Raw genomic sequence first — 26,913 nt, forward strand, 5'->3', positions numbered from 1 at the left:
ATGCTCGTCGCGCCAGCGATTCCCGCTTTCAGCATGATCGCGTCGGAAACGCACTGAAGGCGCTTCCGGATCATACCCTACCCTATTGTTTCTTCGAGGGTCTCGATAGCCTCAATAGCCTCAAATCGTTGTCGCGGCCAACTGATCTGGACCACGGCACCGTGTTCCGGAAAGGTCCGGTTGGTAAACGAGACCTTGGCGCCGGTGCGTTCGAGCAATGTGCGCGCGATGAACACGCCCAATCCGAGGCCGCGTCGTTCACCGCCGCCCTCGTCCACGGTTCGCCGCCGCGACAGATAGGGCTCGCCGATGCGGTTCAGGATGTCAGGGGGAATGCCGGGACCGTCGTCGGAGATCACGAGGTCGATGATGTCCTTGTTCCACCACGCGTTGACCTCGACGGTGGTGCGAGCGAAATCGACCGCGTTCTCGACGATGTTGCCGACGCCGTAGAGGATCGCCGGATTGCGGGAGCCGACCGGCTCGGCCACGACGGCGACCGCGATCCGCACCTTGATCTCGACGCCGAAATCGCGGTGCGGGGCCACCACCTCCTCGATCAACTCCGACAGCTTCATGCGGTCGAACGGCGCGCCGATGGAGGAGAGCTGGGTGATCTTGCTCAGGATGTCGCGGCAGCGCTGGGTTTGCTCGCGCAGCGTCTTCAGGTCGGCGGCGATGCTGGCGTCCTTCACCGTCTTTTCCAGCTCGCGCGAGATCAGGAAGATCGTGGCGAGCGGCGTGCCGAGCTCGTGTGCGGCGGCCGCGGCAAGGCCGTCGAGCTGGGTCAGATGCTGCTCGCGCGACAGTACCAGCTCGGTCGCGGCCAGCGCGTCCGCGAGCTTGCGCGCCTCTTCGGTCACCTGGAAGGAGTACAGGCTGGTGACGCCGATCGCGAGCGCGATGGAGAGCCAGACGCCGACCAGATAGATCGGCGGCAGCACCAGCGGATCGTCCGAATCCCATGGTAGCGGCAGGTGGAAGAAGAACAGCACCGAGGCGCAGGCGACCGCAAGCAGGCCGAGGCCGAAGGTGAAGCGCGCCGGCAGCGCCGTGGCCGAGATCAGCACCGGCGCGAGGAACAGGAACGAGAACGGGTTCTGCAAGCCGCCGGTGAAGTACAACAAGCCGGCAAGTTCCACGATGTTCAGCGCGAGCAGGCCGGCCGCCTGCACCGGCTCCAGCCGCTGCATCGGGTTGACCGCGGTCTGGAGTCCCAGGTTCACCGCCGCCGACAAGGCGATGATGCTGACGCAGGGGACGATCTCGACGTCGAATTCCAGCCCCTGCGCCACGATGAAGATCGCAGCGAGCTGGCCCAGCACCGCGAGCCAGCGCAGCCGCAGGATCGTGTCCAGGCGGATATGCCGCTGCGGGTGGCGGAAGTTCGAAGCGGCAATTTCGGTCATGTCGGCCAATGTGGCGGCGCCTTCCAAAGTCACAAACGCGGGGCTCGCGGAACCACCGGATTACAAGCCTTGCGCTCCCTGCCGCAATAGCAGAAGAACGGTCAGCATGACCGAGAATGACGAGGCTTCAAGCCGGCCGACTGTCGCGGATCGCAGCCCGTCCGCGGCGATCGCGGTCGATCATCTCGTCAAGGTCTACAAGCAGACCCGCGCCGTCGACGACATCTCTTTTTCGCTGCCACGCGGCAGCATCACCGGGCTTCTGGGCGGCAACGGCGCCGGCAAGACCACCACCATCGCAATGATCATGGGCCTGGTGCTGCCGACCTCCGGCCGGGTCCAGGTGCTGGGCCATCGGATGCCCGAGGAGAGCGCCGCGGTGCTGGGGCGCATGAACTTCGAAAGCCCCTATGTCGACATGCCGATGCGGCTCACGGTGCGGCAGAACCTCACCGTGTTCGGCAAGCTTTATGCGGTGAAGAACCTCGCCGGCCGCATCAGGGAGCTCGCCGACGATCTCGACCTCACCGACTTCATCGATCGCGCCAACGGCAAGCTGTCCGCCGGGCAGAAGACCCGCGTTGCGCTTGCCAAGGCGCTGATCAACCAGCCCGAGCTCCTGCTGCTGGACGAGCCGACCGCCTCGCTCGACCCCGATACCGCCGACTGGGTGCGGGCGCATCTGGAGCGCTATCGCAAGGACAACAACGCCACCATCCTCTTGGCGTCGCACAACATGTTTGAGGTCGAGCGGCTCTGCGACCGCGTCATCATCATGAAGCGCGGCCGTATCGAGGACGACGACACACCCGGGGCGATCATGGCCCGCTACAACCGCACCACGCTGGAGGACGTATTTCTCGACGTCGCGCGCGGCCGGGTGAACGGGGTGAAGGAGGCGGCGCGGTGAGGGGGAGCACGGCCACGGGCGCTTTTTCCGTCAGTGCGAGCGCAGCGAAGCAATCCAGCAAATCTCTGAACGGCTGCCGTGGCCCGGATGGAGCGCAGCGCAATCCGGGATCAGTCTTTCCGGAGGTAGCGGCCCCGGATTGCGCTTCGCTCCATCCCGGCTACGGGAGAGCGCCATGACCGACGTCTCCGACCACACCGGCATCTCTATCCACCGCATCGGCGCGATGATCCTGCGCTATTGGTACCTGCTGCTGTCGTCCTGGCCGCGGCTGCTCGAGCTGCTGTACTGGCCGGCGCTGCAGGTCATCACCTGGGGTTTCCTCCAGCTCTACATCGCCGAGAACGCCAACTTCTTCGCGCGCGCCGGCGGCACGCTGATCGGCGCCGTCATCCTCTGGGACATCCTGTTCCGCGGCCAGCTCGGCTTCTCGATCTCGTTTCTGGAAGAGATGTGGGCGCGCAATCTCGGCAACCTCATGATGAGCCCGCTCAAGCCGATCGAATTTCTGCTCTCGCTGATGGTCATGAGCCTGATCCGGCTCGCGATCGGGGTGATCCCGATGACGCTGCTGGCGCTGTTCCTGTTTCACTTCAACGTCTATGCGCTCGGCCTGCCGCTGATCGCGTTCTTCTGCAACCTGATCTTCACGAGCTGGTCGGTCGGCATCTTCGTCTCGGGCCTGGTGCTGCGAAACGGCCTTGGCGCCGAGAGCATCGTTTGGACCCTGATGTTCGCGATCTTGCCGCTCACCTGCGTCTATTATCCGGTCAGCGTGCTGCCGACCTGGCTGCAATACGTCGCCTGGACACTGCCGCCGACCTACGTGTTCGAGGGAATGCGCGCGCTGCTGATCGAGAACACCTTTCGCGCCGACCTGATGCTGGACGCACTGGTCATCAATGCCGTGCTTCTGGTTGCTTCTTTTGGGGCATTCCTTGCTCTTCTGCGCAGCGCCAAAAAACACGGCTCGCTGCTGTCGGGCGGCGAATAGCGTCACTTTCTCGTGGATTTAGGCTGGTTTGCCCGCTTTCGGCTACGTAGATGTACGGAACCATGCATTGACGCAATATTACGCATTCGGCAGTATGCTGCGATGCGAAGAGGAATATAGCGATGCCCATTGGTGAGTTTGGCGGCGCGCCGCCCCTGGCGGCTGAAGGCAGTCCGGTCCTGACGACGCCGATGTACTGGATGTACGAGATGGCGCACGCCTCTCTCAATCCGGCGCGCGCCGTCACTGACGCGACCAAGCTGCTGTTTCAGAATCCGCTCAATCCCTGGGCGCGCACCGAGGTCGGCAAATCGGTCGCCGCGGCCTGCGAATTGTTCGAGCGCACCACGCGCCGCTACGGCAAGCCGGAATGGGGCCTCAACGACACCGAGGTCAACGGCATCCGCGTTCCGGTCGAGATCCGCTCGGTCTGGGAAAAGCCGTTCTGCCGGCTGCTGTACTTCGATCGCAAGTTCGCACGGCCCTTGCGCAGCCCGCAGCCGCGCGTGCTGATCGTGGCGCCGATGTCCGGTCACTACGCGACGCTGCTGCGCGGAACGGTCGAGGCCTTCCTGCCGGCGCATGAAGTCTACATCACCGACTGGGCCGATGCCCGCATGGTTCCGCTCAGCGACGGCCGCTTCGATCTCGACGATTACATCGATTACGTCATCGAGATGCTGCATGTGCTCGGCGGCAACACCCATGTCATGGCGGTGTGCCAGCCTTCCGTGCCCGTCGTTGCGGCGGTCTCGATCATGGAAGCGCGGCGCGATCCCTTCGTGCCGATCTCGATGACGCTGATGGGCGGCCCGATCGACACCCGTCGCAATCCGACCGCGGTGAACAACCTCGCGCAGGAACGCGGCATCGACTGGTTCCGCAACCACGTCATCACCAAGGTGCCGTTCCCGCATCCGGGCATGATGCGCGACGTCTATCCGGGATTCCTGCAGCTCAACGGCTTCATCAGCATGAATCTCGATCGGCACATGGATGCCCACAAGCAGCTCTTCGCCCATCTGGTGAAGGGCGACGGCGACCTCGCCGACAAGCATCGCGAGTTCTACGACGAATACCTCGCGGTGATGGACCTCTCCGCCGAGTATTACCTCCAGACCGTCGACACCGTGTTCGTGAAGCACTCGCTGCCCAAGGGCGAGATGACCCATCGTGGAACGCGAATCGATCCCTCCAAGGTCACACGCGTGGCGCTGATGACGGTCGAAGGCGAGAACGACGACATCTCCGGTCTCGGTCAGACCGAAGCAACGCACACATTGTGCAGCTCGATCCCCGATCATCGCCGTGTTCATTACGTCCAGAAAGGGGTCGGACATTACGGCGTGTTCAACGGCTCGCGATTCAAGTCGGAAATCGTGCCGCGGATTCATGATTTCATGGTCTCGACAGCGAATCCGACCTCATTGCAGGCGCGCGCCGCCGAATAAGTCGCGTTTTCGGCTTTCCCGTCGCGAATCCAGGCTTGGCCGAAGGATTCGGCGAGGCTGAGTTTCGGCCAGATTCGCGGTATTCAGGTAGCTTTATAGGAGTGAGTCTGCGCTCACCTCTTGGGGGTGTCGCATGCATCCAGCGAGGGCGAAAAAAGCCGGTTCCAACCCCAGTCTGTAGGGTCTCCCGGACGCCTGACCGCTGTATATTGGGCAAATGATTTGTTTTTGCGCCGAGCGCTTCCCATGGCGGCGGTTATGGCAGAATCCGGGCGCCCTCCTGCCCCCCGGACTGACAGACATGGCCACTCGCGCACTCCTTTATCGGCGGCCCCACGAACCGAAGACCCTCGTCATCACCCACGGATCGCAATTTTTTGCCATCCGATTGCGCCGGCACAGGCGCGCGCGCCGCTACACGCTTAGAATTCATCCGAGCGATCGCGAAGCCATCCTCACCATCCCGCCGCGCGGCACGCTCGCCGAAGCGAAGGACTTCGCGCAGCGTCACGGTGCGTGGATTGCCGCGCGCCTCGGTCGCTTGCCGAAGGCCGCGCCGTTCCAGCCGGGCACGGTGATACCGCTCCGCGGCACGCCGCATCGCATCGTTCATCGCGCCGGCACGCGCGGCACGGTGTGGACCGAGATGCGCGATAGCGGTGAACGCATCCTTTGCGTCGCCGGTGGGCTCGAGCATGTCGATCGCCGCGTCAGCGACTTCCTCAAGCGCGAAGCGCGCAAGGATCTGCAACGCTCGTCGGAAGCCTATGCCGCCGAGCTCGGTGTCAGGGTCAAGCGCCTCTCGATCCGCGATCAGTCCAGCCGCTGGGGCTCCTGCACCTCGGCCGGCTCGCTGTCGTTCTCCTGGCGCCTGATCCTCGCGCCGCCTTTCGTGCTGGACTATCTCGCCGCCCACGAGGTCGCCCATCTCGTCGAGATGAACCATTCGGCACGCTTCTGGCGCGTCTGCGGAAAAGTCTGCCCGTCGATGGAGCGCGCCAAGAAGTGGCTCGACACCTACGGCAACGATCTGCACCGCTACGGGGTCGAGGAGTAGGGCCTCGGCCCGAAGATCACGCCCACGGCGCCAACTCAGCAAACACTGTCATCGCCCGCGAAAGCGGGCGATCCAGTATTCCAGAGACAGCCGTTGTTGAGCCGAGAGGCTGCGGCGTACTGGATTCCCCGCCTTCGCGGGGAATGACAGCGTAGGGCCCCTTCGGTGTTTTTGCTGCCCGCGCAAGCCGTTGATATCGTTAGCCCCGGCTACTGTGCATGGGGTTGTTTTCGCAGTTTTTGTGTCCGAGGCCCGAATGCCCTCGGCCTGCGACTATCGGTTTCCGCCGAACAGCCGGTCCATCAGCCAGCCATCGAGCCCGGCCGCAGCCTCCGGCCGCGCATTGGCGCGCGTCGGCGGCGGGCGATAGCCGCCATTGTTGGCCGCTGCCGGTGCGGGCGCTGTCGGTGGCGACACCTGCGATGCCGCCTGCGCGAGGTTCGACAGGCCCCAGCCGCCCGGTGCGATTGGCAAGTTGGCAACCGGCACACCTTCGTGCGCGGTCTTCATGAAGCGCGACCAGACTTCCACCGGCAGGCCGCCGCCGGTGGCCTTCTTGGTCGGCGAGTTGTCGTCGTTGCCGAGCCAGACGCCGGTGACGAGATTGGCGGTGTAGCCGATGAACCAGGCGTCGCGATAATCCTGGCTGGTGCCGGTCTTGCCGGCCGCGGGCCAGCCCGGGATCTCGGCCTTCTTGGCGGTGCCGGAAACCAGCGTTTCCCGCATCATCGCGTTCATCATGCCGACATGGCGGGGATCGACGACCTGATTGCGCTCTTCGGGCTGGCGCATGTAGAGCAGCTTGCCGCTCTGCGTCCTGATCCGCGTCACGACATGCGGCGCCACCGCGAAGCCGCCATTGGCGAACGGCGCGTAGGCGCCGACCAGCTCGACCATCGAGACTTCCGACGTGCCGAGCGCGATCGAGGCGTTTGGCTCGAGCTTGGAGGAGATGCCGAGCCGGTGCGCGGTGCGCACCACATTCTTCGGCCCGACCTCGAGGCCGAGGCGGATCGCGACGGTGTTGAGCGACATCGCCAGCGCCTGCGTCAGCGTCACCGCGCCGAAATATTCATGGGTGTAGTTCTCGGGCTTCCAGCCTTTGACCTCGATCGGCGCGTCCTGGCGCATCGTGTCGGGCGTCAGGCCCTGTTCCAGCGCGGTGAGATACACGAATGGCTTGAACGCGGAGCCCGGCTGGCGTTTTGCCGTGACCGCGCGATTGTATTGGCTGTCGGAATAGTTCCGCCCACCGACCATGGCGCGGACGGCGCCATCGGGCGTCATCGCCACCAGCGCGCCCTGGCTGACGTTGAACTTCACGCTCTTGGCCGCGAGCTCGTCGATGATGGCGGCTTCCGCCACGCTTTGCAGCTTCGGATCGATCGTGGTCTCGACCTTGATGCTCTCGTCGATCTGGCCGACCAGGTCGTCCAGCACTTCGCCGATCCAGTCGGCGACGTAGTTGATGGTGCCGGCGCCGGCCGGTTTCACGTTGTAGGAGGGATGGCCGATCGAGGCCTTGGCCTGCGCGTCGGTGATGAACTTTGCATCGGCCATCGCCGCGAGCACGATCTGCGCGCGCGCTTCCGCGCCTTCGGGATTGCGGTTCGGTGCGAGGCGCGAGGGCGATTTGACGAGGCCGGCGAGCATTGCCGCTTCGGCGACCGTGACGTTCTTGGCCGACTTGCCGAAATATTTCTGCGCCGCGGCTTCGACGCCGTAGGCGCCCGAGCCGAAATAGACGCGGTTGAGGTACAGCTCCAGGATCTCGTCCTTGGAATGCTTGCGCTCCAGCCAGATCGCGAGCTCCGCCTCCTGCAGCTTGCGCTGCATGGTGCGCTCCTGGGTCAGGAACAGGTTTTTCGCGAGCTGCTGGGTCAGCGTCGAGCCGCCCTGCGAGACGCCGCGATGGAGCAAATTGGTGACGAGGGCGCGCGCGATGCCGACGGGATCGATGCCGAAATGCGAATAGAAACGGCGGTCCTCGATGGCGATGAACGCCTTCGGCAGATAAGGCGGCAGGTCCTTCAGCGCGACATTGGCGCCGGCCATCTCGCCGCGCTGCGCCAGCATGCTGCCGTCGATGCCGACGATCTGGATCGTCGGCGGGCGCTTTGGAATCTCCAGTGATTGGATCGGCGGCAGATGGGCGCCGACATAGATCACGACGCCGACCACCGCGATGGCGCCCCACAGGCTCAGCACCGCGCTCCAATAGACGAGGCGGCCGAGGCCGAACCCGCCGCGTGACTTTGCGCGACGCTTGGCACCGCTGCGGCTGCCAGCTGCCTTGCGCTCGCGCGGCGGCTCGTTGCCGGAATCCTCGCTCTTGCGCTTGGTCGATGATTTCGCTGATTTCTTCGGCTTATCATCGCCGCCGGGGACGCGGTCCGCCGGGGTCAGGCGCAGATCGGCGAGCGCCGCGGGCAAGCCGAACAGCGGCTCCTTCCGCCCACCCTTTTTCTTTCCCCACGCCATACGCAAAACGCCCGGTCAGCCTGCCCCGCCGAGACGCTAGCGGTCGCTGTTTAAGGCCCGGTTACCCCGGCGTTAACGCGCGATTAGGAGGTGGGGCATTCGCACCCCGCAGTTCCGCTCATTTGGCGCCGGAGCTAGGATCGTTGCGATCAAGAAGAGGGAGCACGCATGGGCCATATCGATCCGACCAAGGAGATCTTCGCGCAGTTCCGGGACAACGACCGTCCCGGCCCGATCCACATGCTGAACCTGGTGCGGCTGCGCAAGGAGGCGGCCTATCCGGACGGCCGCAAGGCGAGCGGCGCGGAAGCCTACGCGGCCTATGGCCGCGAGAGCGGCCCGGTGTTCGAACGCCTCGGCGGCCGCATCGTCTGGCAGGGCAAGTTCGAGCTGATGCTGATCGGCCCGGCGGAGGAACGCTGGGACCATTGCTTCATCGCCGAATATCCAAGCGTTGCCGCCTTCGTCGAGATGATCCGCGACCCCGTCTATCGCGAGGCGGTGAAGCATCGGCAGGCAGCCGTGGAGGATTCGCGACTGATCCGGCACGCCGTGCTGCCGGTCGGAAAGAATTTCGGGGAGATACCGACCTAGATTGTAAGGTGGGTTAGCGCAGCGGCGGCGCGAAGCGCAGTCCGCTGGGCGTAACCCACCTCATCTCGTTCCCGTGTATCGGCAGAAGGGGTGGGTTACGCCTTCGGCTAACCCACCCTACGAGACCAGCGCCTAGCCCGACGGCCCCGTGTCCTCGATGACCGGTCCGAACAGCTCCCAGCGTTCGCCGTTGAACTTCATCATCTGCATCTGCTTGTTGACGCGGAAGTCGTTCGGCCCGGTGTTGATCTTGATTCCGGGCAGCGCCAGGCTCGGCGTGTAGCCCTTGATGTTTGCGACCTGCTTCATGACGTTCTCGCGCGTGAGGTCGTCGCCGCATTGCTTCAGGACCTGCACCAGCAACTCCGCCACCGAATAGGCGTAAGTGTTGATAGTGTTGAGCTTGTCTCCTTCCGGGAAATACTTCTCCATGAAGGCGAAGAAGGCCTTCACGCCCGGATCGTCCTTCCACTGGGGATCGCCGGGATCCTTGCCGTAATTGGTCGAGATGATGCCCTTGGAGATGTCGAGGCCGGCGGGCTTCAGCGTCGCCGACACGGGGCTCGCATTGATGTCGAGGATGTGCACGGGGGTCCAGCCGAGATCGGCAAGCTTCTTGATCGCCTGCGCCGCGAATTTCGGCGTCGAGGCGTCGAACAACAGATCAATCCCCATCGACTTCAGCTTGACCACCTGGGAGTCGACGGTCGGGTCGGTGACCTCGTAGGAGACCTCGCCGACGACCATGCTGGCGGCCTTGTCGCCGAGGCCGCTCTTGAGGCCCGCGAGATAGTCGCGGCCCATGTCGTCGTTCTGGTAGAGCACGCCGATCTTGGCGTTCGGATGCTCCTTGAGAATGTACTTGGCGTAGATCCGTCCCTCGGACACATAGTTGGGATTGTAGGCGATGGTCCAGGGATAGTTCTTGGGATCGTTGAAGCGCGCGGCGCCGGTCGAGGCGAGCAGCTGCGGCACCTTCTTGCCGTTGAGGTATTTTTGCACGGCGGCATTGGCGGCGGTGCCGATCAACTGGAAGGTGAACAGCACCTCGTCGCCCTCGACGAGCTTGCGCACCTGCTCCACCGTCTTCGGCGGCGAGTAGGCGTCGTCATACTGGATCAGATTGATCTTGCGGCCGTTGATGCCGCCCTGATCGTTGATCATCTTGAAATAGGCGGCCTGGGTCTTGCCGATATTGGCATAGACGGAATATGGGCCGGAGAACGGCACGGTCTGGCCGATCTTGATCTCGGTGTCGCTCGCCCCGATGTCGTATTTCTTCTGGGCGAGAGCTTGGCTTGCGGAGAACGCGAACGCGAGCGCTGCCGTGGCAGCTAGGAAGGCCCTGCGATTGTTCATATTTGTTTGTTCCTCCTGACGGAATTTTCGGCCGATGGTCTTTATCCGTTGATTGCAACGGTCGCCATCGCTGCCGAAGATTGTGGAGGAAGGCGCAGCGCCGCGCAAGGATCGCGACGCCGCGCCGTCGCGTCTCAGGCGACAGACTAAGCCAGGAACAACGCAGCCAGCGCGATCACCGCCGGCAGCGCCTGCACCATCAGGATGCGTGAACTGACGGTCGCGGCTCCGTAGGCGCCGGCCACGATCACGCAAAGCAGGAAGAACGCCTTGATCTGGAATGCGAAGGCCGGATTGCCGTGGACGAGGCCCCAGATCAGGCCGGCGGCGAGGAAGCCGTTATAGAGGCCCTGATTGGCGGCCAGCACCTTCGTGATCTCGGCCTTCTCCGGCGTGTTGCGAAATACCTTCAGGCCCTGCGGCTTGTCCCAGAGAAACATCTCCAGGATCAGGAAAAAGACGTGCAACGCGGCGACCAGCGCCACCAGGATATTGGCGATCAGGACCAAGGTGAGCTCCCCCAAAAGCGTCAGCTTTCGGGTGGACGTTAGCACGGCCGGCATGGCAAGTGCGACGGGCGCGTTTCGATGCAATGGTGACGCAATGGCCAGTCGATCAACCAAACCTTCCGTTAGCTTCGGCCTCGATCGCCTGACGACGCCGATCGGGATCGCCCTGCTGGTCACGGATGCCGAAGGCGCCCTGCGCGCCCTCGACTGGGAGGACTACGAGCACCGCATGCGCGAGCTTTTGCGCCTGCATTACGGTGTGGTGGATCTGAGCGACCAGCCCGCGCCCGCGGCCATGCGGACCGCGCTGTCGGGCTATTTCGACGGCGATTTCGGCCAGCTCTCGGGCATCGCATGGCGCATTGCCGGCACCGCGTTCCAGCAGAAGGTCTGGACCGCGCTCGCGCAAATCCCTGCCGGCACCACGATGAGCTACGGTGCGCTCGCCGCAAGGATCGACACGCCAAAAGCCATTCGCGCCGTCGGCCATGCCAATGGCTCCAATCCCATCAGCGTGGTGCTGCCGTGCCACCGGCTGATCGGCGCGGATGGCTCGCTGGTCAAGTATGGCGGCGGGCTGGAGCGGAAGAGGTGGTTGCTAAGGCACGAGGGGGTGGAGATTTAGGCCTCTCGCCAAGTCATTCCGGGGCGCGCGCCCCGGAATAACGAGTGGAGAGAGACGCGCTCGAACGGTAGGCCTCACGCTGCCGGCTGAACCGCCTTGTCGCCGGCCATCACGTGGGTCAGCGCGCTCTTGATCGCGGCCTGGCGGGTCGGCGCGTTGATCTGAGCGCCCAGGAGGTCGGTGACATAGAACACGTCGCGCGCGCGCTCGCCGAAGGTCGCGACGTGGGCTGACGCGATGTTGAGGTTCAGTTTCGAGATTGCCGTGGTCAGCTCGTAGAGCAGGCCGGGCCGATCGAGGCCGGAGACCTCGATCACCGTGTAGCGGTCGGACCATTGGTTGTTGATGGTCACTTCCGGCTCGATCACGAAGGGCCGCGCCTTGCTGCGGACGGTGCGCCGCGCCACCACCTCCGGCAGGCGCAGCTTGCCTTCCAGCACGTCCTCGATCATCTCGCCGATGCGGGTGGCGCGCCGTCCCTCGTCCTCGTCGCGGTCGTATTCCCGCGAGATCGAGATGGTGTCGAGCGCGCGGCCGTCGGTCGTGGTGTAGATCTGGGCGTCGACGATGTTGGCGCCGGCCGAGGCGCAGGCGCCGGCGATGATCGAGAGCAGCCAGGGATGGTCGGCTGCGAAGATCGTCAGCTCGGTGACGCCGCGCACCTCGTCGAAGCCGACATTGATCGCGAGCTTGTGCCCGGCCTGCTCGCTGGAGCGGACGAAGCGGGCGTGGCGGATCTTGCGCGGCAGCTCGACCTTGAGCCAATAGGCCGGATAGTGGCGGCCGATATAGGCATCGAGCTCGTCCGCCGGCCATTCGGCAAAGGCCATGCGGAATTCGGCATAGGCGGCTGCGAGGCGCTTGCCGCGATCGACCTCCGAGAAGCCGCCGGTGAGCACCGGCTCGGTCTCGTAATACAGCGAGCGCAAGAGCTGCGCCTTCCAGCCGTTCCAGACGCCGGGACCGACGCCGCGGATGTCGGCCGTGGTCAGGATGGTCAGGAGCTTCATCTGCTCGACCGACTGCACCACCGCGGCGAAATTCTCGATGGTCTTGCGATCCGACAGGTCGCGCGACTGCGCGACCGTGGACATGGTCAGATGTTCCTCGATCAGCCAGGCGATCAGCTCGGTGTCGGCCGGACTGAAGCCGAGCCGCGGGCAGAGCCGGCGCGCCACCTTGGCGCCGGCGATCGAGTGATCCTCCGGACGGCCCTTGGCGACGTCGTGCAGCAGCGTGGCGATATAGATCACCGCGCGGTGCTCGGGCCTCGTCTTGCGCATGAGATCGCTGGCGAGCGCGAACTCCTCGACGCCGCCGCGCTCGATGTCCTGAAGGAAGCCGATGCAGCGGATCAGGTGTTCGTCGACGGTGTAGTGATGATACATGTTGAACTGCATCATCGAGACGATCTTGCCGAAGGCGCGGATGAAATGGCCGAGCACGCCGGTCTCGTTCATCCGCCGCAGCACGATCTCGGCGTTGTCGGAGGTCAGGATCTCCATGAACAGCCGGTTGGCCTCGGGATTTTCGCGCAAGCCTGCGTTGATCAGGCCCAGCGAACGCGTCACGCCGCGCATCGCATCCGGATGAAAGGCGAGATTGTTCTTCTGCGCGAGGCGGAAGATGCGGATCAGATTGACCGGATCGTGCTTGAAGACGTCGGGCGCGGCGACGTTGATGCGGTTGTTGTCGACGATGAAATCGTCGCTATCGGGGACGCGCCGTTTCACCGTGCTTGGCCGCAGCCGCGCCATCATCCGGCTCAGCACCGGCGCAGGCTTGGCCTGCTGATCCTCGAGCTTGGCGCAGAGGATGGCGGTGAGGTTGCCGACTTCCTTGGCGACCAGGAAGTAGTGCTTCATGAAGCGCTCGACGTCCTGCATACCGGGATGCGAGGTGTAGCCGAGCCGCACCGCGATCTCGCGCTGGAGGTCGAAGGAGAGGCGCTCTTCGGCGCGATTGCAGTAGAAATGCAGATTGCAGCGCACCGACCAGAGGAAATCGGCGCAGCGGCGGAAGCTGCGATATTCCTGCGCGTCGAACACGCCGCGCTCGACCAGCTCGCTGGTGTCGCGCACGCGGTAAACGTATTTGGCGATCCAGAACAGCGTGTGCAGGTCGCGCAGGGCGCCCTTGCCATCCTTGACGTTGGGCTCGACCAGGTAGCGCGACTGGCCGCCGCGGCGATGCCGCTCCTCGCGCTCGGCGAGCTTTGCGGTGACGAATTCCGAGGCGGTGCCCTGCACCACCTCCTTGTCGAAGCGCGCGACCAGTTCGTCATAGAGCGGCCTGTCGCCGGTGAGGAAGCGCGTCTCCAGGATCGCAGTGCGGATGGTCATGTCGCCGCGCGCCTGCCGGATCGATTCGTCGACCGAGCGCGTGGCGTGGCCGACCTTCAGCCCCATGTCCCAGAGACAATAGAGGATGGCCTCTGCCACCTGCTCGCCCCAGGCGGTCTGCTTGTAGGGCAGGATGAACAGCAGATCGATGTCGGATTCGGGTGCCATCAGGCCGCGGCCGTAGCCGCCGGTCGCGACCACCGCCATGCGCTCGGCGCCGCTCGGGATCGGCGAGCGGTAGAGATGACGGGTCGCCGCCGAATACAGGATGCGGATGATCTCGTCCTGGACGTGACACAGCCGCTCGGCGCAGCGGCGGCCGTGGCGGTCCTTCAAGAGGATTTCCTGTGCCGCGGCGCGCGCCGCGATCAGCTCGGCCTTGAGCAATTGCGCCATGGCGGTGCGGAACGCGTCTTCGCGCCCCTGATGCTTTTCGGCAAGCGCATCGACCGCGGCGGTGATCCGCGCGGTGTCGAATCGATCGTCCACCCCGGCCTTCTGCTCAGTCGCGATGCTGTCCATATCTCACCGGATATAAGAGGTGACGGGCGCTGTCACCCGCCATTCTCTGGCAATAGTCGTTCCATGCTGGAAAGCCGCGGCTTCGGGCAAGTCTGTTCTCGGCCGGCGGGCTTTCAGGGGACGGATTTTCTCGTTGATTCCCAGATATAACTCCTTGAAAAACAATGAAGTTTTTGAGGAGGCTGGGCATGACCTGGATGACACGACGCATTCTGCTGGCGGGAGCTTTTGCGCTCGCCGTGACACCTGCGGCCAAGGCGGCGGATCCGCTCAAGGAAATCCGCATCGACTGGGCGACCTACAATCCGGTGTCGATGGTCTTGAAGCAGAAGGGACTGCTCGAGAAGGAGTTCGCCAAGGACGGGATCACCGTCACCTGGGTGCAGTCGGCCGGCTCCAACAAGGCGCTCGAATTCCTCAATGCCGGCTCGATCGATTTCGGCTCGACCGCGGGCTCGGCGGCGCTGGTGGCCAAGATCAACGGCAACCCGATCAAGTCGATCTATGTCTATTCGCGCCCCGAATGGACGGCGCTGGTGACGTCGAAGGATTCCAAGATCGCCGGCGTCGCCGACCTCAAGGGCAAGCGCGTCGCGGTGACGCGCGGCACCGATCCGCACATCTTCCTGGTGCGTGCGCTGCTTGGTGCCGGTCTCACCGAGAAGGACATCACGCCGGTGCTGCTGCAGCACGCCGATGGCAAGACCGCGCTGATCCGCGGTGACGTTGACGCCTGGGCCGGCCTCGATCCGATGATGGCGCAGGCCGAGGTCGGGGAAGGCGCAAAGCTGTTCTACCGCAAGGCCGACGCCAACACCTGGGGCATCCTCAATGTGCGTGAGCAGTTCTTGAAGGACCATCCTGATGCCGTCCGCCGCGTGCTCGCCGTGTACGAGGAAGCGCGAAAGTATTCGCTGGCGAACTACGACGAGCTGAAGAAGACCTTCATCGCCGTGACCAAGCTGCCCGAGGCCGTCGTCGACAAGCAGCTGAAGGAACGCACCGAGCTCACCCACAGCCGCATCGGCGCGCCGCAGCGCGAGTCGATCCTTGCCGCCGGCCTCGCGCTGCAGCAGGCCGGCGTCGTCGACGCCAAGGTCGACGTGAAGGCGACGCTGGATGCCCTCATCGACGACCAAGTCCCGCTGCCGACGAATTAGTTCCCAGGCAAAGGGCAAGCCGCGCGCAACAAACTCCGCTGTCGTCCCGGGACGCGAAGCGAACCCGGGACCCATAACCACAGGGCGTGGTTGTTGCGCGAAGATGGTCACTCCGAGTCCCCGTAACCACATCTCCTTGTGGTTATGGGCCCCGGGTTCGCTTCGCTTGTCCGGGGCGACAACCGAGATTGCCGCACGCCCTTGCATTCCCAGACCAGACGCGCTTGCTAATGACCATGATCTCCGACGCGCCAGCTTTGCAGCAAACCTCGGAACCGGCCGAAAGCGCTGCGCCCTCACGGCTGTCGCGCTATGCGCGGCCGCTGCTTGGGATATTGCTGCCGCTGACGCTCGCGCTCGGCTGGGAGCTCGTGGTCCGGCTCGGCTGGTCCAACGGGCGGCTGGTGCCGCCGCCCTCGCGCGTCTTTGCCACCATCGCTGAGCTTGCCCGCTCCGGCGAGCTGGTCCGCCACATCGCAGCGACGCTGTGGCGGGTCTCGCTCGGCTTCGCATTCGGCGTGGTCGCAGGCACGTTGCTCGGCGCCATCTCCGGCTATTGGTCGCTGGCGCGGCGGCTGCTCGATCCGACCGTGCAGGCGCTGCGCGCCATCCCGTCGCTGGCCTGGGTGCCGCTGTTCATCCTCTGGCTCGGCATCTTCGAGACCTCGAAGGTCGCGCTGATTGCGGTCGGCGTATTCTTCCCGGTCTATCTCGGCGTGATGGGAGCGATCCTCTCGGTCGATCGCAAGATCGTCGAGGTCGGACGCACCTTCCGCCTTTCCGGCTTCGCGATGATCCGCCGCATCCTGTTGCCCGCCGTGCTGCCGGCCTATGTCGTGTCCTTGCGCGTCGGGCTTGGGCTCGGCTGGATGTTTGTGGTTGCGGCCGAGCTGATCGGCGCCTCCGAGGGCCTCGGCTATCTCCTGCTCGACGGCCAGCAGCTCGGCAAGCCCGCGCAGATCCTCGCCGCCATCGTGATCTTCGCCATCCTCGGCAAGCTCACCGACTGGCTGATCGAGGTCGCGGCCGCGCCCTTCCTGCGCTGGCAGGACGCGTTCGGCCGCACCAAGGGAGCGTGACGCGATGCTGACGCTCGATCGGGTCAGCAAGACCTATCCCAACGGCGTCGAGGCGCTGGCGCGCTTCTCCGCGGAGATCAGGCAAGGCGAGATCATCGCCGTCATCGGCGGCTCCGGCTGCGGCAAGTCGACATTGCTGCGCGCCATCGCCGGCCTTGATTGCGCCTCCTCGGGCACGGTGGCGCTCGACAATGAGGCGATCGCCTCGCCCCATGCCAAGATCGGCATCATCTTCCAGGAGCCGCGGCTTTTGCCCTGGCTCAGCGTCGCCGACAATATCGGCTTTGGACTTGCCGATCTGCCGGCGGCGCAGCGGCGCGAGAAGGTGATGCGCGCGCTCGAACGCGTGGGACTCGCCGACAAGGCCCAGGCCTGGCCGCGCGAGCTCTCGGGCGGCCAGGCGCAGCGCGTCGCGATCGCACGCGCGCTGGTTCCGCAGCCCGAGGTGCTTCTGCTCGACGAGCCGTTCTCCGCGCTCGATGCCTTTACCCGCAGGGATCTCCAGGATCATCTGCTCGATCTCTGGGCCGATACGCGGCCGACGCTCGTTTTCGTCACACATGACGTCGACGAAGCCGTGGTGCTGGCCGACCGCGTCCTGGTGATGCGGCCACGTCCCGGGCGGCTGTTCGACCGGATCGAGGTCAATCTGGGCCGGCCGCGCGACCGCAATTCGCCGCTGTTCGAGAATTTCAAGCGGAGCGTGCTGACGTCACTCGACCGCTCGCTCGACCGCAGCGTGCCCGACCGTGACGCAACCCAGGGTCCCGGTCAGGCCATGTGGTGGTGACAATTCCGCTTCGAGCCGGTACATCGAAGGTAATTTTTCCGGGAGAGAACAAGATGGACGCCGTCCAGCTGCGCCAGATGCAGGCTCCGATCAAGGAGCGCTACAAGACCGATCCCAAGACCGCGCTGATCACACTGAAAGCCAAGGGCTCCACCGACAGCGAAGGCATCGCGTGCAAGGTCGAGACCGGCCGCGCCATCGCGATGGCAGGCCTGCATCCGGCCACCGGCGGCTCCGGTCTCGAACTCTGCTCCGGCGACATGCTGCTCGAAGCCCTGGTCGCCTGTGCCGGCGTCACGCTGAAATCGGTTGCGACCGCGATCGAGGTGCCCATGAAGACCGGCAACGTCTATGCCGAAGGCGATCTCGATTTCCGCGGCACGCTCGGCATCGACAAGGAGACCCCGGTCGGCTTCGCCGAGATCCGTCTGCGCTTCGAGGTCGATACCGACGCGCCGCAGGACAAGCTCGATCTCCTGCTCAAGCTCACCGAGCGCTATTGCGTGGTCTACCAGACCATCAAGAACGGCCCGAAGGTCTCGGTGTCGATGCAGCGGATGTGACTCTCTTACCCTCTCCTGGAGGGGGAGGGTCGATCGCGCGCAGCGCGAGCGGGGTGGGGTGATCTCTCCACTCGGGCACCGAATCCGTCGAGAGACTGTCACCCCACCCCGTCTCATATTCCGCTGCGCTCCATATGAGCCGACCCTCCCCCTCCAGGGGAGGGTAAGAAGCCAAAATGTCCCCCGACCTCCATTTCATCCTCCTCCTGCTCCTGCGCATGGCGATCGCGGCGACGTTCGTCGTGACGGCGTCGATCATCACCGAACGCGCGGGGCCGGTGATCGGCGCGCTGGTCGCAACCCTGCCGATCTCAGCCGGTCCGTCCTACGTCTTCCTCGCGCTCGACCACGACGCCGCCTTCATCGCGCAGGGCGCGCTGGCGAGTCTTCCGATCAATGCGGCGACCATCTTCATGTGCCTCACCTATGTCGTGCTGGCGCAGCGGTACGATCTCGTGGTGAGTTGTGGCAGCGCGGTCGCGGTCTGGATCGTGCTTGCGTCGATCGTCCGTCAGTTCGAATGGTCGCTCACCGCCGGGCTGGCCGCGAACCTGATCGCCTTCGGCATCTGCATTCCGCTGCTGGCCGGCTACCGCCACGTGAAGATGCCGCTGGTGACGCGCCGCTGGTATGACGTTCCGATGCGGGCTGCGCTGGTGGCGACGCTCGTCGCCATCGTGGTCTCGACCTCGGGTTGGGTCGGGCCTCGCATCAGCGGTATCATCGCGCTTTATCCCGTCGTGTTCTCCAGCATCATGGTGATCCTGCATCCGCGCATCGGCGGCCCGCCGACGGCCGCCGTGCTCGCCAACTCCGCGTGGGGTCTGCTCGGATTCGGCACGGCGATCGCCGTCCTGCACGTGGCAGTGGTGTCGTTCGGATCAAGCGTCGGTCTGTGCCTCGCGCTCGGCACCTGCGTTGTTTGGAATCTGACGCTGTGGGGCATCGGTCGACGAGCGATGCGCAAGACGTCGCAGCCGTAAGACTACGGATCAGCGCGACGCCGGTGGCGAAAAGTCGTGTCGGGCATGTCGACCTCATGCTCACGCGGCATCTTCGTAAGCCGTTGAATGAGATGCGTCATTTCAAACTGTGCTGTCGGTCGCGCTGATCGCGACGTGGGCAGGTTGTTCCGGCACCCGCCGAATTCCGATACGTCTATTAGAACTTTGTTCGAGCTTTTGCCTTACGAATATCCTGCGTACCCCGCTTCCGCCGTCATCGGCGTGAACTCGTCCGAGCTGCATCCGAGTGCAGGGGACTCGCGGGAATTGTAGATTTGAGTACGGCTGTTTCGCCGCCGCGGTCGCTTCCTCTACGAGCTGCCCACCTAATTTCGAGATGGAGATTCCCTGATGTTCGGTCGCAAGTCCCAGGTTGATGCCCAAGCACGGCTCGATGCGATCGGCCGCTCGCAGGCCATGATCGAATTCAATCTTGATGGCACGATCGTCACGGCCAACAAGAACTTCCTCGACGCCCTCGGCTATCGGCTCGACGAGATCCAGGGCAAGCATCATTCCATGTTCGTGCCGGCCGACCAGCGCGACAGCGCCGAGTACAAGGCGTTCTGGGCTGCATTGAACCGTGGCGAGTATCAGGCGCGCGAGTTCAAGCGGATCGCGAAGGATGGCCACGAGGTCTGGATCGAGGCTTCCTACAATCCGGTGCTCGACGGCAACGGCAAGACGGTGATGGTCGCCAAGATTGCGACCGACATCACCGCGAAGAAGATCCGCAGCATGACGGATGCTTCGAAGATCGCCGCCATCAGCCGCGCCCAGGCCGTGATCGAGTTCAGGCTCGACGGTACCATCGTCAGTGCCAACGAGAATTTCTGCAAGGCGCTCGGCTATTCGTTGTCCGAGATCGAGGGCAAGCACCACGGCATGTTCGTCGCCGAGGCCGAGCGCAACGGCGCCGCCTATCGCGAGTTCTGGGCCAAGCTCAACCGCGGCGACTACCAGGCTGGGGAGTTCAAGCGCATCGGCAAGGGCGGCCGCGAGATCTGGATCCTCGCCTCCTACAATCCGCTGCTCGACGAGAACGGCAAGCCCTACGGCGTCGTCAAGTTCGCGACAGACGTGACCGCGGAGAAGCTGAAGAACGCCGATCTCGCCGGCCAGCTCGCGGCGATCGACAAGGCCCAGGCCGTGATCGAGTTCAACATGGACGGCACGATCATCACCGCGAACGCCAACTTCCTCGGCGCGCTCGGCTATTCGCTGGCCGAGATCAAGGGCCATCATCACAGCATGTTCGTCGAGCCCAGCGAGCGCGACAGCAGCGCCTATCGCGAGTTCTGGGCGGCGCTCAACCGCGGCGAATACCAGGCGGCCGAATACAAGCGGATCGGCAAGGGCGGCAAGGAGGTCTACATCCAGGCCTCCTACAATCCGATCATGGATCTCAACGGCAAGCCGTTCAAGGTCGTCAAATACGCCACCGACGTCACCAGGCAGGTGCTGGTCCGCATGGGCAACGAGCGGGTGCGCGGCATGATGGAATCGGTCGCCGCGGGTTCGGAGGAGCTCAACGCCTCGGTGCGGGAGATCTCCGAGGCGATGACCAAATCGCGCGAGACCGCGATGAGCGCGGTGGACCAGGTCGCCACCGCGGACGCGCAGGCGCAGCGCCTCACGGAAGCCGCACAGGCGATGAGCGGCATCGTCGAGCTGATCAACAACATCACCGGACAGATCAACCTGCTCGCGCTCAACGCCACGATCGAATCGGCCCGCGCGGGCGAAGCCGGCCGCGGCTTCGCGGTGGTCGCCTCGGAGGTCAAGAGCCTTGCCAACCAGGCCAAGCAGGCCACCGACAAGATCGGCGCGGAGATCGGCAGCCTCAACGGCATCTCCGGCGACGTCGTCAGCGCGCTCGGCGCGATCAAGCAGGCCATCAACAATGTCAGCGAATACGTGACGTCGACGGCCGCGGCGATCGAGGAGCAGAGCACCGTGACGAACGAGATGTCGACCAGCATGCAGCGCGCTGCGGCGGAAGCCGCGGCGATGGCCAACCGGGCATAGGATAGACAGTAGGGGGCAAAGGCGCGCTCTCGCGCGCCGTGCCCACCATCTCTTCGCGATCCAGCAGATGCGCGTGGGCACGCTTGGCTTTGCCCGCCCCACGGCCCCTTTACTGCTTCGGCAGCTTGGCCTTCAATGCATAGAGCGCTTCGAGCGCCTCGCGTGGCGACATCTCGTCGGGGTGTAGGGCCTTCACCGCGTCCATCAGCAGCTCGGCCTCGCTCGGCGGGGCGGCTTCCGCTGCGGCGCGCGAGGGCACGGCGAACAGCGGCAGGTCGTCCACCAGCGCGCGTGCGGTCTGGCCGCGGTCCTGTGCCTCCAGCTTGGAGAGAACTGACTTCGCGCGCGTGATCACCGCCGGCGGCAGGCCGGCGAGTTTCGCCACCTGGATGCCGTAGGAGCGGTCGGCCGAGCCCGGCAGCACCTCGTGCAGGAACACGACATTGCCCTGCCATTCCTTCACCCGCACGGTGGCATTGAACATCCGCGGCAGCTTGGCCGAGAGCGCGGTCAGCTCGTGATAATGCGTGGCGAACAGGGTGCGGCAACGGTTGCTCTCATGCAGATGCTCGATCGCGGCCCAGGCGATCGAGAGGCCGTCGAACGTCGCGGTGCCGCGGCCGATCTCGTCGAGGATGACCAGCGAGCGCTCCCCGGCTTGATTGAGGATCGCCGCAGTCTCGACCATCTCCACCATGAAGGTTGAACGGCCGCGGGCGAGATCGTCGGCGGCGCCAACGCGCGAGAACAGGCGGTCGACGATGCCGATCCGCGCACGCGTGGCCGGCACGAAGCTGCCGATCTGGGCGAGCAGCGCGATCAGCGCGTTCTGGCGCAGGAAAGTCGACTTGCCGGCCATGTTGGGACCGGTCAGCAGCCAGAGCTGGCCGGATTTCTGGCCGGGCGCGGGCGAAAGATCGCAGGCATTGGCGATGAACGGCTCGCCATTGCGCTTCAGGGCCTGTTCGACCACGGGATGGCGGCCGGCCTCGATCGCAAAGCTGAGGGAATCGTCCACGTCCGGCCGCACGTAATGATCGTCGACCGCGAGCTTTGCCAGCGATGTCGCGACGTCGAGCAGGGCAAAGGCGTGCGCCGCGGCGCGCAGATCGTCGCTGATCGCCATCGCCTTCGCTGACAGCCGCTCGAAGATCTCGAGCTCCAGTCCGAGCGCACGGTCGCCGGCATTGGCGATCTTGGCCTCGATCTCGCCGAGCTCGGAGGTCGTGAAGCGCACCTGGCCCGCCAGCGTCTGGCGATGGATGAAGGTCGCGTTCAGCGGCGCCGACATCAGCTTGTCGCCGTGCTGCGCCGTGACCTCGACGAAATAGCCGAGCACGTTGTTGTGGCGAATCTTGAGGCCTTTGACGGCGGTCGCGTCGGCGTAGCGGGCCTGCATCGAGGCCACCACCAGGCGCGAGGCGTCGCGCAGGTTTCGCGCTTCGTCGAGGGCGGGCTCATAGCCCTGTCGGACGAAGCCGCCGTCACGCTTGATCAGCGGCAGCTGCTCGTCGAGCGCGCTGGTGAATTCCGTCGCGAGCTCGCGTGACGGCCTTTGCAGCGCTGTCATCACCGCCGCGATCTCCTGCGGCGGCGCATCCAGTTCGGAGAGCCGCGTCAGCACCTGGTCCGCGGCGATGATGCCGTCGCGGATGCCGGCGAGATCGCGCGGCCCGCCGCGACCGACCGAGAGCCGGGCCAGCGCCCGCGACATGTCGGGCGCTCCGCGCAGGATGCTGCGGATGTCCTCGCGCGCGGCCGAATCGGTGACGAAGGTGCCGACCGCGTCGAGCCGGCGCGCGATGGCGGGTGCATCCGTCAGCGGCGCCGCCAGCCGCTGCGCCAGCAGGCGCGAGCCCGCCGAGGTCACGGTGCAGTCGATGGCGTCGAGCAGGGAGCCGCGGCGCTCGCCGGCGAGCGTCCGCGTCAGCTCGAGATTGGCGCGTGTGGCCGGATCGATCGCCATGGTCGCGCCGGAGGCCTCGCGCGCGGGCGGCGACAGCGGCGGATGCTTGCCGACCTGGGTGCGGTCGACATAGGTGATCGCGGCGGCCGCGGCGGTCGCCTCGAGCCGCGTGAGCTGCGCCAGCCCGTCCATGGTTGCGACCGCGAAATAGTCGCACAGCCGCTTCTCGGCGGTGGCGCCGTCGAAGACGTCGCGGGTCAGGGGCGTCACCGCCGGCAGCTCGCGCAGGGTCTGTCCGAGCTCGCTGTCATTATAGAGCGCGTCGGTGACGATCGCCTCGTTCGGGTTGATGCGCGCCAGCGTCGCGGCGAGCTCGCCGCTCGAGCATTCGGTGACCATGAACTCGGCGGTCGAGATGTCGATCCAGGCAAGGCCGAAGCGATCGCCGCCGCCGGAGGCGCGGGCGCGCGCGATCGCCAGCAGGTAATTGTTGGCGCGGGCGTCGAGCAGCGTGTCCTCGGTCAGCGTGCCCGGCGTGACCAGCCGCACCACGCCGCGGCGGACCACGCTCTTGTTGCCGCGCGCTTTCGCGGCGGCAGGATCCTCGGTCTGCTCGCAGACCGCGACGCGGTGACCGGCCGAGATCAGGCGGTGCAGATAATCCTCGGAGCGCTCGACCGGTACGCCGCACATCGGGATGTCGGCGCCCTGATGCTTGCCGCGCTTGGTCAAGACGATGCCGAGCGTCTTGGAGGCGATCTCGGCGTCCTCGAAGAACAATTCGTAGAAATCGCCCATCCGGTAGAACAGCAGCAGGCCCTGATGCGCCGCCTTGATCTCCAGATATTGTTCCATCATCGGCGTGACGCGCGCGGCGGCTTCCGCCGGCAGTGCGGGCGTTTCGTCGGGGGGCGGTGCTTGGATCGGCTGCTGCATCGTCATGGGCGGCGCAACCTACAAAATTTCGGCACCAGCTCCTATCGCTTTGGCCGGAGAGAGAAGGTTTTCCACGTTGTCCGCATCGCGGCAGCGGCTGCCACATTCTGGCTGTCATTCCGGGATGCGCCGTCAGGCGCAGGCCCGGAATCCATAACCCCGGCTCGTGGTTATGGATTCTCAGGCGCGCGATCGCGCACCGTAGCTCGCCCTTCGGGCGCCCCGGAATGACGACGGAATTCAGGCACTGCTCCGAATACGCCACCTGCGAATCCGTCAATTGACCTGCCGCGGGCGCCCTCCTAAAACTCCGCCGTCATTGAAGAATTTGGGCCGAACCGCGGCATTCAGGGAGAACAACGATGCGTGACGTCTTTATCTGCGATGCCGTGCGGACCCCGATCGGCCGCTTCGGCGGCTCGCTCGCCAAGGTGCGCGCCGACGATCTCGCCGCCGCCCCGATCAAGGCGCTGATGGCCAAGCACCCCAATCTCGACTGGGCGCAGGTGGACGAAGTCTTCTTCGGCTGCGCCAATCAGGCCGGCGAGGACAACCGCAACGTCGCGCGCATGGCGCTCCTGCTCGCAGGTCTGCCGGATTCGGTTCCCGGTCAGACCCTGAACCGGCTCTGCGCCTCCGGCCTCGATGCGGTCGGCGCCGCGGGCCGCGCCATCCGCTCCGGCGAGATCGAGCTCGCCATTGCGGGCGGCGTCGAGTCGATGACCCGCGCGCCGTTCGTGATGGGCAAGGCGCAGGAGGCCTTCTCGCGCTCGGCCGAGATCTTCGACACCACGATCGGCTGGCGCTTCATCAATCCGCTGCTGAAGGCGCAGTACGGCGTCGACGCCATGCCCGAGACCGGCGAGAACGTCGCCGAGGAATTCCAGGTCTCGCGCGCCGACCAGGACGCCTTCGCGATCCGCTCGCAGCAGCGCGCCGGCAAGGCGATCGCCTCCGGCTATTTTGCGGAAGAGATCACCCCGATCACCATTCCCGGCGGCAAGGCCGGCCCCATCACTGTCGACAAGGACGAGCATCCGCGTCCCGAGACCACGCTGGAAGGCCTCGCCAAGCTGAAGCCGATCGTGCGCAATCCGGGCACCGTCACCGCCGGCAACGCCTCCGGCGTCAATGACGGCGCTGCCGCGATGATCCTGGCCTCGGAGGCCGCTGTGAAGAAGCATGGCCTGACGCCCCGCGCCCGCATCCTGGGCCTCGCCTCGGCCGGCGTGCCGCCGCGCATCATGGGCATTGGCCCGGTGCCCGCGACCCGCAAGCTGATGGAACGCCTCGGCAAGAAGATCAGCGATTTCGACCTGATCGAGCTCAACGAGGCCTTCGCCTCCCAGGGCATCGCCTGCATGCGCCAGCTCGGCGTCGCCGATGATGCCGATTTCGTCAATCCGCATGGCGGTGCCATCGCGCTCGGTCATCCCCTCGGCATGAGCGGCGCGCGCCTCGCGCTCACCGCGGTCCACGGCATGGAAAAGCGTGGCGGCAAGCTCGCACTCGCCACCATGTGCGTCGGCGTCGGCCAGGGCGTCGCGGTCGCGATCGAGAAGCTGGACTGACCGGACGCGTAGCGTTCCGTCATTCCGGGTTCAGCCCTGCGGGCTGGCCCGGAATGACAGCTTCGGAAAGCCCGCGAAACCGGCTTCCCCAAATTAGTTATATCCTATAATGATCGGCGGTATTCATTGACCGACCGGCCGGAGCAACATGGCCGGGGAGGAGTTCGCCGATGACGTTCATCTATCCCACCGACAGCAACAAGGCGCATCCGCTGCCGCTGTCGCCCGACTACAAGAGCTCGATCAAGCGTGCGCCGAACAGGCCCTTGATTCCGATGCGCCATACCTTGTCGGAGCTCACCGGTCCGGTCTACGGCCATGAGACCGTGCGCGAGGGCGACAACGATCTCACCCGCCAGCACAGCGGCGAGCCGATCGGTGAGCGCATCATCGTTCACGGCCACGTGCGCGACGAGGACGGCCGCGGCGTGCCGAACTCGCTGGTCGAGATCTGGCAAGCCAATTCCTGCGGGCGTTACGTCCATGTCCGCGACCAGCATCCGGCGCCGCTCGATCCGAACTTCACCGGCGCAGGCCGCACCGTGAGCGATGCCTCCGGCTATTATCGTTTTGTCACGATCAAGCCCGGCGCCTATCCCTGGGGCAATCACCACAATGCATGGCGACCGGCGCATATCCATCTGTCGGTGTTCGGCTATTCCTTCGTCACGCGCCTCGTGACGCAGATGTACTTCCCGAACGATCCGCTGTTTCCGTTCGACCCGATCTTCAACTCGGTGCCGGACGAGAAGGCGCGGACGCGCATGGTCTCCTCGTTCGATCTCGAGAACACCCAGCCCGAATGGGCGCTTTGCTACCGCTTCGACATCGTGCTGCGCGGCAAGAACGCCACCCCCATGGAGAATCATTAAGTGCAGGACTCTGTGAAACCCAATGGGATCACGCCGTCGCAAACGGTCGGTCCGTTCTTCAAATACGGCCTGACGCCGGCCGGCGAGTACGCCTGGAACGATGCGTTCACCAACTCGACGCTGACCCCCGACGTCACGGGCGATCGCGTCCGGATCGAAGGCCGCGTGTTCGACGGCGACGGCGTCGCCGTGCCGGATTGCATGCTGGAGATCTGGCAGGCGGACGCGCAAGGCCGCTTCGCCGACCCGCAGGACAAGCGTGCGCTGCCGAATGCGAGTTTCCGCGGCTTCGCCCGTTGCGGCACCGACAAGGACGGCAATTACGCTTTCGAGACCATCAAGCCGGGCGCGGTGCCGGATCCCGACGGCAAGCCGCAGGCGCCGCACATCCTGCTCGCGGTGTTCGGCCGCGGCATGCTGCGGCATCTCTACACCCGCATCTATTTCAGCGACGAGTCCGGCAACGCCGCCGATCCCGTGCTGGCACTGGTGCCCGCTGACCGCCGCGCCACGCTGATTGCCGTGCGGGAGGTTGGCAAGCCGGTCTACCGGCTCGACCTCCGGCTTCAGGGCGACAACGAGACGGTGTTCTTCGATGTGTGAGGGAAACGGTGCCGCTGACGCCAGATCGCCGGCACCGCATTTCTCATCCAGCGCAAGCGGCCTTGGTCTCCGGCCGCATGCGTCTCTCTGATTGCCGGTGCGTCAGTCCCGTTGACCTAAAACCGACTGACCGGCGACCAATTGCCGT

Annotated in this window: 21 protein-coding genes; 15 read left to right on the forward strand and 6 right to left on the reverse strand. The window is 65.1% G+C overall.

What is annotated here, in order from left to right:
- Positions 1-77 precede the first annotated feature (77 nt).
- Positions 78-1,409 carry an ActS/PrrB/RegB family redox-sensitive histidine kinase gene (locus K410_RS0104770; RefSeq protein WP_028133773.1) on the reverse strand — a complete coding sequence of 444 codons (1,332 nt, stop codon included), beginning with the start codon at positions 1,407-1,409 and terminating at the stop codon, positions 78-80.
- A gap of 106 nt (positions 1,410-1,515) precedes the next feature.
- Here K410_RS0104770 and K410_RS0104775 point away from each other — a divergent pair, with 106 nt between their 5' ends.
- The 4 genes from K410_RS0104775 (at position 1,516) to K410_RS0104790 (ending at position 5,821) form a co-directional block, all read left to right on the forward strand.
- On the forward strand, positions 1,516-2,319 hold the full coding sequence (locus K410_RS0104775; protein ID WP_028133774.1) for an ABC transporter ATP-binding protein: 804 nt from the start codon (positions 1,516-1,518) through the stop codon (positions 2,317-2,319).
- Between the two features lie 175 nt (positions 2,320-2,494).
- Positions 2,495-3,313 (forward strand): ABC transporter permease, encoded by an 819-nt coding sequence (locus K410_RS0104780; RefSeq protein ID WP_028133775.1) that lies wholly within the window; start codon positions 2,495-2,497, stop codon positions 3,311-3,313.
- A gap of 122 nt (positions 3,314-3,435) precedes the next feature.
- Positions 3,436-4,764 carry a polyhydroxyalkanoate depolymerase gene (locus K410_RS0104785; protein ID WP_028133776.1) on the forward strand — a complete coding sequence of 443 codons (1,329 nt, stop codon included), beginning with the start codon at positions 3,436-3,438 and terminating at the stop codon, positions 4,762-4,764.
- Between the two features lie 217 nt (positions 4,765-4,981).
- Positions 4,982-5,821 (forward strand): M48 family metallopeptidase, encoded by an 840-nt coding sequence (locus K410_RS0104790; protein ID WP_028133777.1) that lies wholly within the window; start codon positions 4,982-4,984, stop codon positions 5,819-5,821.
- A gap of 273 nt (positions 5,822-6,094) precedes the next feature.
- On the opposite strand, the gene K410_RS0104795 is transcribed toward K410_RS0104790, so the two are convergent.
- The gene (locus K410_RS0104795) at positions 6,095-8,302 is read right to left on the reverse strand and encodes a transglycosylase domain-containing protein (RefSeq protein WP_028133778.1); all 2,208 of its coding nucleotides are present in this window, start codon (positions 8,300-8,302) and stop codon (positions 6,095-6,097) included.
- A gap of 168 nt (positions 8,303-8,470) precedes the next feature.
- Between K410_RS0104795 and K410_RS0104800 the strand changes: the two genes are divergently transcribed.
- Entirely contained in the window at positions 8,471-8,896 is a 426-nt protein-coding gene (locus tag K410_RS0104800; RefSeq protein ID WP_028133779.1) for a DUF1330 domain-containing protein, read from the forward strand.
- A 132-nt stretch (positions 8,897-9,028) separates the two neighbouring features.
- Here K410_RS0104800 and K410_RS0104805 read toward each other — a convergent pair whose 3' ends face one another.
- Together K410_RS0104805 and K410_RS0104810 are read right to left on the reverse strand one after the other, a co-directional pair.
- On the reverse strand, positions 9,029-10,255 hold the full coding sequence (locus K410_RS0104805; RefSeq protein WP_028133780.1) for an ABC transporter substrate-binding protein: 1,227 nt from the start codon (positions 10,253-10,255) through the stop codon (positions 9,029-9,031).
- Between the two features lie 146 nt (positions 10,256-10,401).
- Positions 10,402-10,818: a DUF1304 domain-containing protein gene (locus tag K410_RS0104810; protein WP_049819936.1), complete on the reverse strand. Its 417-nt coding sequence runs from the start codon at positions 10,816-10,818 to the stop codon at positions 10,402-10,404.
- A gap of 40 nt (positions 10,819-10,858) precedes the next feature.
- On the opposite strand from K410_RS0104810, the gene K410_RS0104815 reads away from it, so the two are divergent.
- Positions 10,859-11,389 (forward strand): methylated-DNA--[protein]-cysteine S-methyltransferase, encoded by a 531-nt coding sequence (locus K410_RS0104815; protein WP_028133782.1) that lies wholly within the window; start codon positions 10,859-10,861, stop codon positions 11,387-11,389.
- Positions 11,390-11,463: 74 nt separating this feature from the next.
- Here K410_RS0104815 and K410_RS0104820 read toward each other — a convergent pair whose 3' ends face one another.
- Positions 11,464-14,253, reverse strand: coding sequence for a [protein-PII] uridylyltransferase (locus K410_RS0104820; RefSeq protein ID WP_028133783.1), 2,790 nt, complete (start codon positions 14,251-14,253; stop codon positions 11,464-11,466).
- Between the two features lie 188 nt (positions 14,254-14,441).
- Here K410_RS0104820 and K410_RS0104825 point away from each other — a divergent pair, with 188 nt between their 5' ends.
- The 6 genes from K410_RS0104825 to K410_RS0104850 all read left to right on the forward strand — a co-directional run bounded on the left by K410_RS0104825 (position 14,442) and on the right by K410_RS0104850 (position 20,877).
- Positions 14,442-15,413: an aliphatic sulfonate ABC transporter substrate-binding protein gene (locus K410_RS0104825; protein ID WP_028133784.1), complete on the forward strand. Its 972-nt coding sequence runs from the start codon at positions 14,442-14,444 to the stop codon at positions 15,411-15,413.
- Between the two features lie 236 nt (positions 15,414-15,649).
- Entirely contained in the window at positions 15,650-16,492 is an 843-nt protein-coding gene (locus K410_RS0104830; RefSeq protein WP_028133785.1) for an ABC transporter permease, read from the forward strand.
- A 4-nt stretch (positions 16,493-16,496) separates the two neighbouring features.
- Positions 16,497-17,282, forward strand: coding sequence for an ABC transporter ATP-binding protein (locus tag K410_RS0104835; protein ID WP_028133786.1), 786 nt, complete (start codon positions 16,497-16,499; stop codon positions 17,280-17,282).
- 53 nt (positions 17,283-17,335) lie between these two features.
- A complete protein-coding gene (locus K410_RS0104840; protein ID WP_028133787.1) occupies positions 17,336-17,845 on the forward strand; it encodes an OsmC family protein in 510 nt (169 codons plus the stop codon).
- 176 nt (positions 17,846-18,021) lie between these two features.
- Positions 18,022-18,828: a hypothetical protein gene (locus K410_RS0104845; protein ID WP_028133788.1), complete on the forward strand. Its 807-nt coding sequence runs from the start codon at positions 18,022-18,024 to the stop codon at positions 18,826-18,828.
- 372 nt (positions 18,829-19,200) lie between these two features.
- Positions 19,201-20,877 (forward strand): methyl-accepting chemotaxis protein, encoded by a 1,677-nt coding sequence (locus tag K410_RS0104850; RefSeq protein ID WP_028133789.1) that lies wholly within the window; start codon positions 19,201-19,203, stop codon positions 20,875-20,877.
- Positions 20,878-20,986: 109 nt separating this feature from the next.
- On the opposite strand, the gene mutS is transcribed toward K410_RS0104850, so the two are convergent.
- Entirely contained in the window at positions 20,987-23,725 is a 2,739-nt protein-coding gene (gene mutS / locus K410_RS36530; protein ID WP_049819938.1) for a DNA mismatch repair protein MutS, read from the reverse strand.
- A gap of 356 nt (positions 23,726-24,081) precedes the next feature.
- Between mutS and pcaF the strand changes: the two genes are divergently transcribed.
- The 3 genes from pcaF (at position 24,082) to pcaG (ending at position 26,765) form a co-directional block, all read left to right on the forward strand.
- Positions 24,082-25,290 carry a 3-oxoadipyl-CoA thiolase gene (pcaF, locus tag K410_RS0104865; protein WP_028133790.1) on the forward strand — a complete coding sequence of 403 codons (1,209 nt, stop codon included), beginning with the start codon at positions 24,082-24,084 and terminating at the stop codon, positions 25,288-25,290.
- A 170-nt stretch (positions 25,291-25,460) separates the two neighbouring features.
- Entirely contained in the window at positions 25,461-26,162 is a 702-nt protein-coding gene (gene pcaH, locus K410_RS0104870; protein WP_028133791.1) for a protocatechuate 3,4-dioxygenase subunit beta, read from the forward strand.
- Positions 26,163-26,765 (forward strand): protocatechuate 3,4-dioxygenase subunit alpha, encoded by a 603-nt coding sequence (gene pcaG, locus K410_RS0104875; RefSeq protein ID WP_028133792.1) that lies wholly within the window; start codon positions 26,163-26,165, stop codon positions 26,763-26,765.
- Positions 26,766-26,913 lie beyond the last annotated feature (148 nt).

The organism is Bradyrhizobium sp. 22 (assembly GCF_000482425.1).
Classification (GTDB): domain Bacteria; phylum Pseudomonadota; class Alphaproteobacteria; order Rhizobiales; family Xanthobacteraceae; genus Bradyrhizobium; species Bradyrhizobium japonicum_B.

What these genes read in the sequence shown, in the direction of transcription:
- K410_RS0104790 (WP_028133777.1), top strand. Translation starts at nt 4,982, where the DNA reads ATGATTTGTTTTTGCGCCGAGCGCTTCCCATGGCGGCGGTTATGGCAG.
- pcaH (WP_028133791.1), top strand. Translation starts at nt 25,461, where the DNA reads ATGACGTTCATCTATCCCACCGACAGCAACAAGGCGCATCCGCTGCCG.
- K410_RS0104835 (WP_028133786.1), top strand. Translation starts at nt 16,497, where the DNA reads ATGCTGACGCTCGATCGGGTCAGCAAGACCTATCCCAACGGCGTCGAG.
- mutS (WP_049819938.1), bottom strand. Translation starts at nt 23,725, where the DNA reads ATGACGATGCAGCAGCCGATCCAAGCACCGCCCCCCGACGAAACGCCC.
- K410_RS0104780 (WP_028133775.1), top strand. Translation starts at nt 2,495, where the DNA reads ATGACCGACGTCTCCGACCACACCGGCATCTCTATCCACCGCATCGGC.
- K410_RS0104825 (WP_028133784.1), top strand. Translation starts at nt 14,442, where the DNA reads ATGACCTGGATGACACGACGCATTCTGCTGGCGGGAGCTTTTGCGCTC.
- pcaF (WP_028133790.1), top strand. Translation starts at nt 24,082, where the DNA reads ATGCGTGACGTCTTTATCTGCGATGCCGTGCGGACCCCGATCGGCCGC.
- K410_RS0104850 (WP_028133789.1), top strand. Translation starts at nt 19,201, where the DNA reads ATGTTCGGTCGCAAGTCCCAGGTTGATGCCCAAGCACGGCTCGATGCG.
- K410_RS0104795 (WP_028133778.1), bottom strand. Translation starts at nt 8,302, where the DNA reads ATGGCGTGGGGAAAGAAAAAGGGTGGGCGGAAGGAGCCGCTGTTCGGC.
- K410_RS0104785 (WP_028133776.1), top strand. Translation starts at nt 3,436, where the DNA reads ATGCCCATTGGTGAGTTTGGCGGCGCGCCGCCCCTGGCGGCTGAAGGC.
- K410_RS0104820 (WP_028133783.1), bottom strand. Translation starts at nt 14,253, where the DNA reads ATGGACAGCATCGCGACTGAGCAGAAGGCCGGGGTGGACGATCGATTC.
- K410_RS0104810 (WP_049819936.1), bottom strand. Translation starts at nt 10,818, where the DNA reads ATGCCGGCCGTGCTAACGTCCACCCGAAAGCTGACGCTTTTGGGGGAG.
- K410_RS0104805 (WP_028133780.1), bottom strand. Translation starts at nt 10,255, where the DNA reads ATGAACAATCGCAGGGCCTTCCTAGCTGCCACGGCAGCGCTCGCGTTC.
- K410_RS0104815 (WP_028133782.1), top strand. Translation starts at nt 10,859, where the DNA reads ATGGCCAGTCGATCAACCAAACCTTCCGTTAGCTTCGGCCTCGATCGC.
- K410_RS0104775 (WP_028133774.1), top strand. Translation starts at nt 1,516, where the DNA reads ATGACCGAGAATGACGAGGCTTCAAGCCGGCCGACTGTCGCGGATCGC.
- K410_RS0104830 (WP_028133785.1), top strand. Translation starts at nt 15,650, where the DNA reads ATGATCTCCGACGCGCCAGCTTTGCAGCAAACCTCGGAACCGGCCGAA.
- K410_RS0104800 (WP_028133779.1), top strand. Translation starts at nt 8,471, where the DNA reads ATGGGCCATATCGATCCGACCAAGGAGATCTTCGCGCAGTTCCGGGAC.
- K410_RS0104840 (WP_028133787.1), top strand. Translation starts at nt 17,336, where the DNA reads ATGGACGCCGTCCAGCTGCGCCAGATGCAGGCTCCGATCAAGGAGCGC.
- K410_RS0104845 (WP_028133788.1), top strand. Translation starts at nt 18,022, where the DNA reads ATGTCCCCCGACCTCCATTTCATCCTCCTCCTGCTCCTGCGCATGGCG.
- K410_RS0104770 (WP_028133773.1), bottom strand. Translation starts at nt 1,409, where the DNA reads ATGACCGAAATTGCCGCTTCGAACTTCCGCCACCCGCAGCGGCATATC.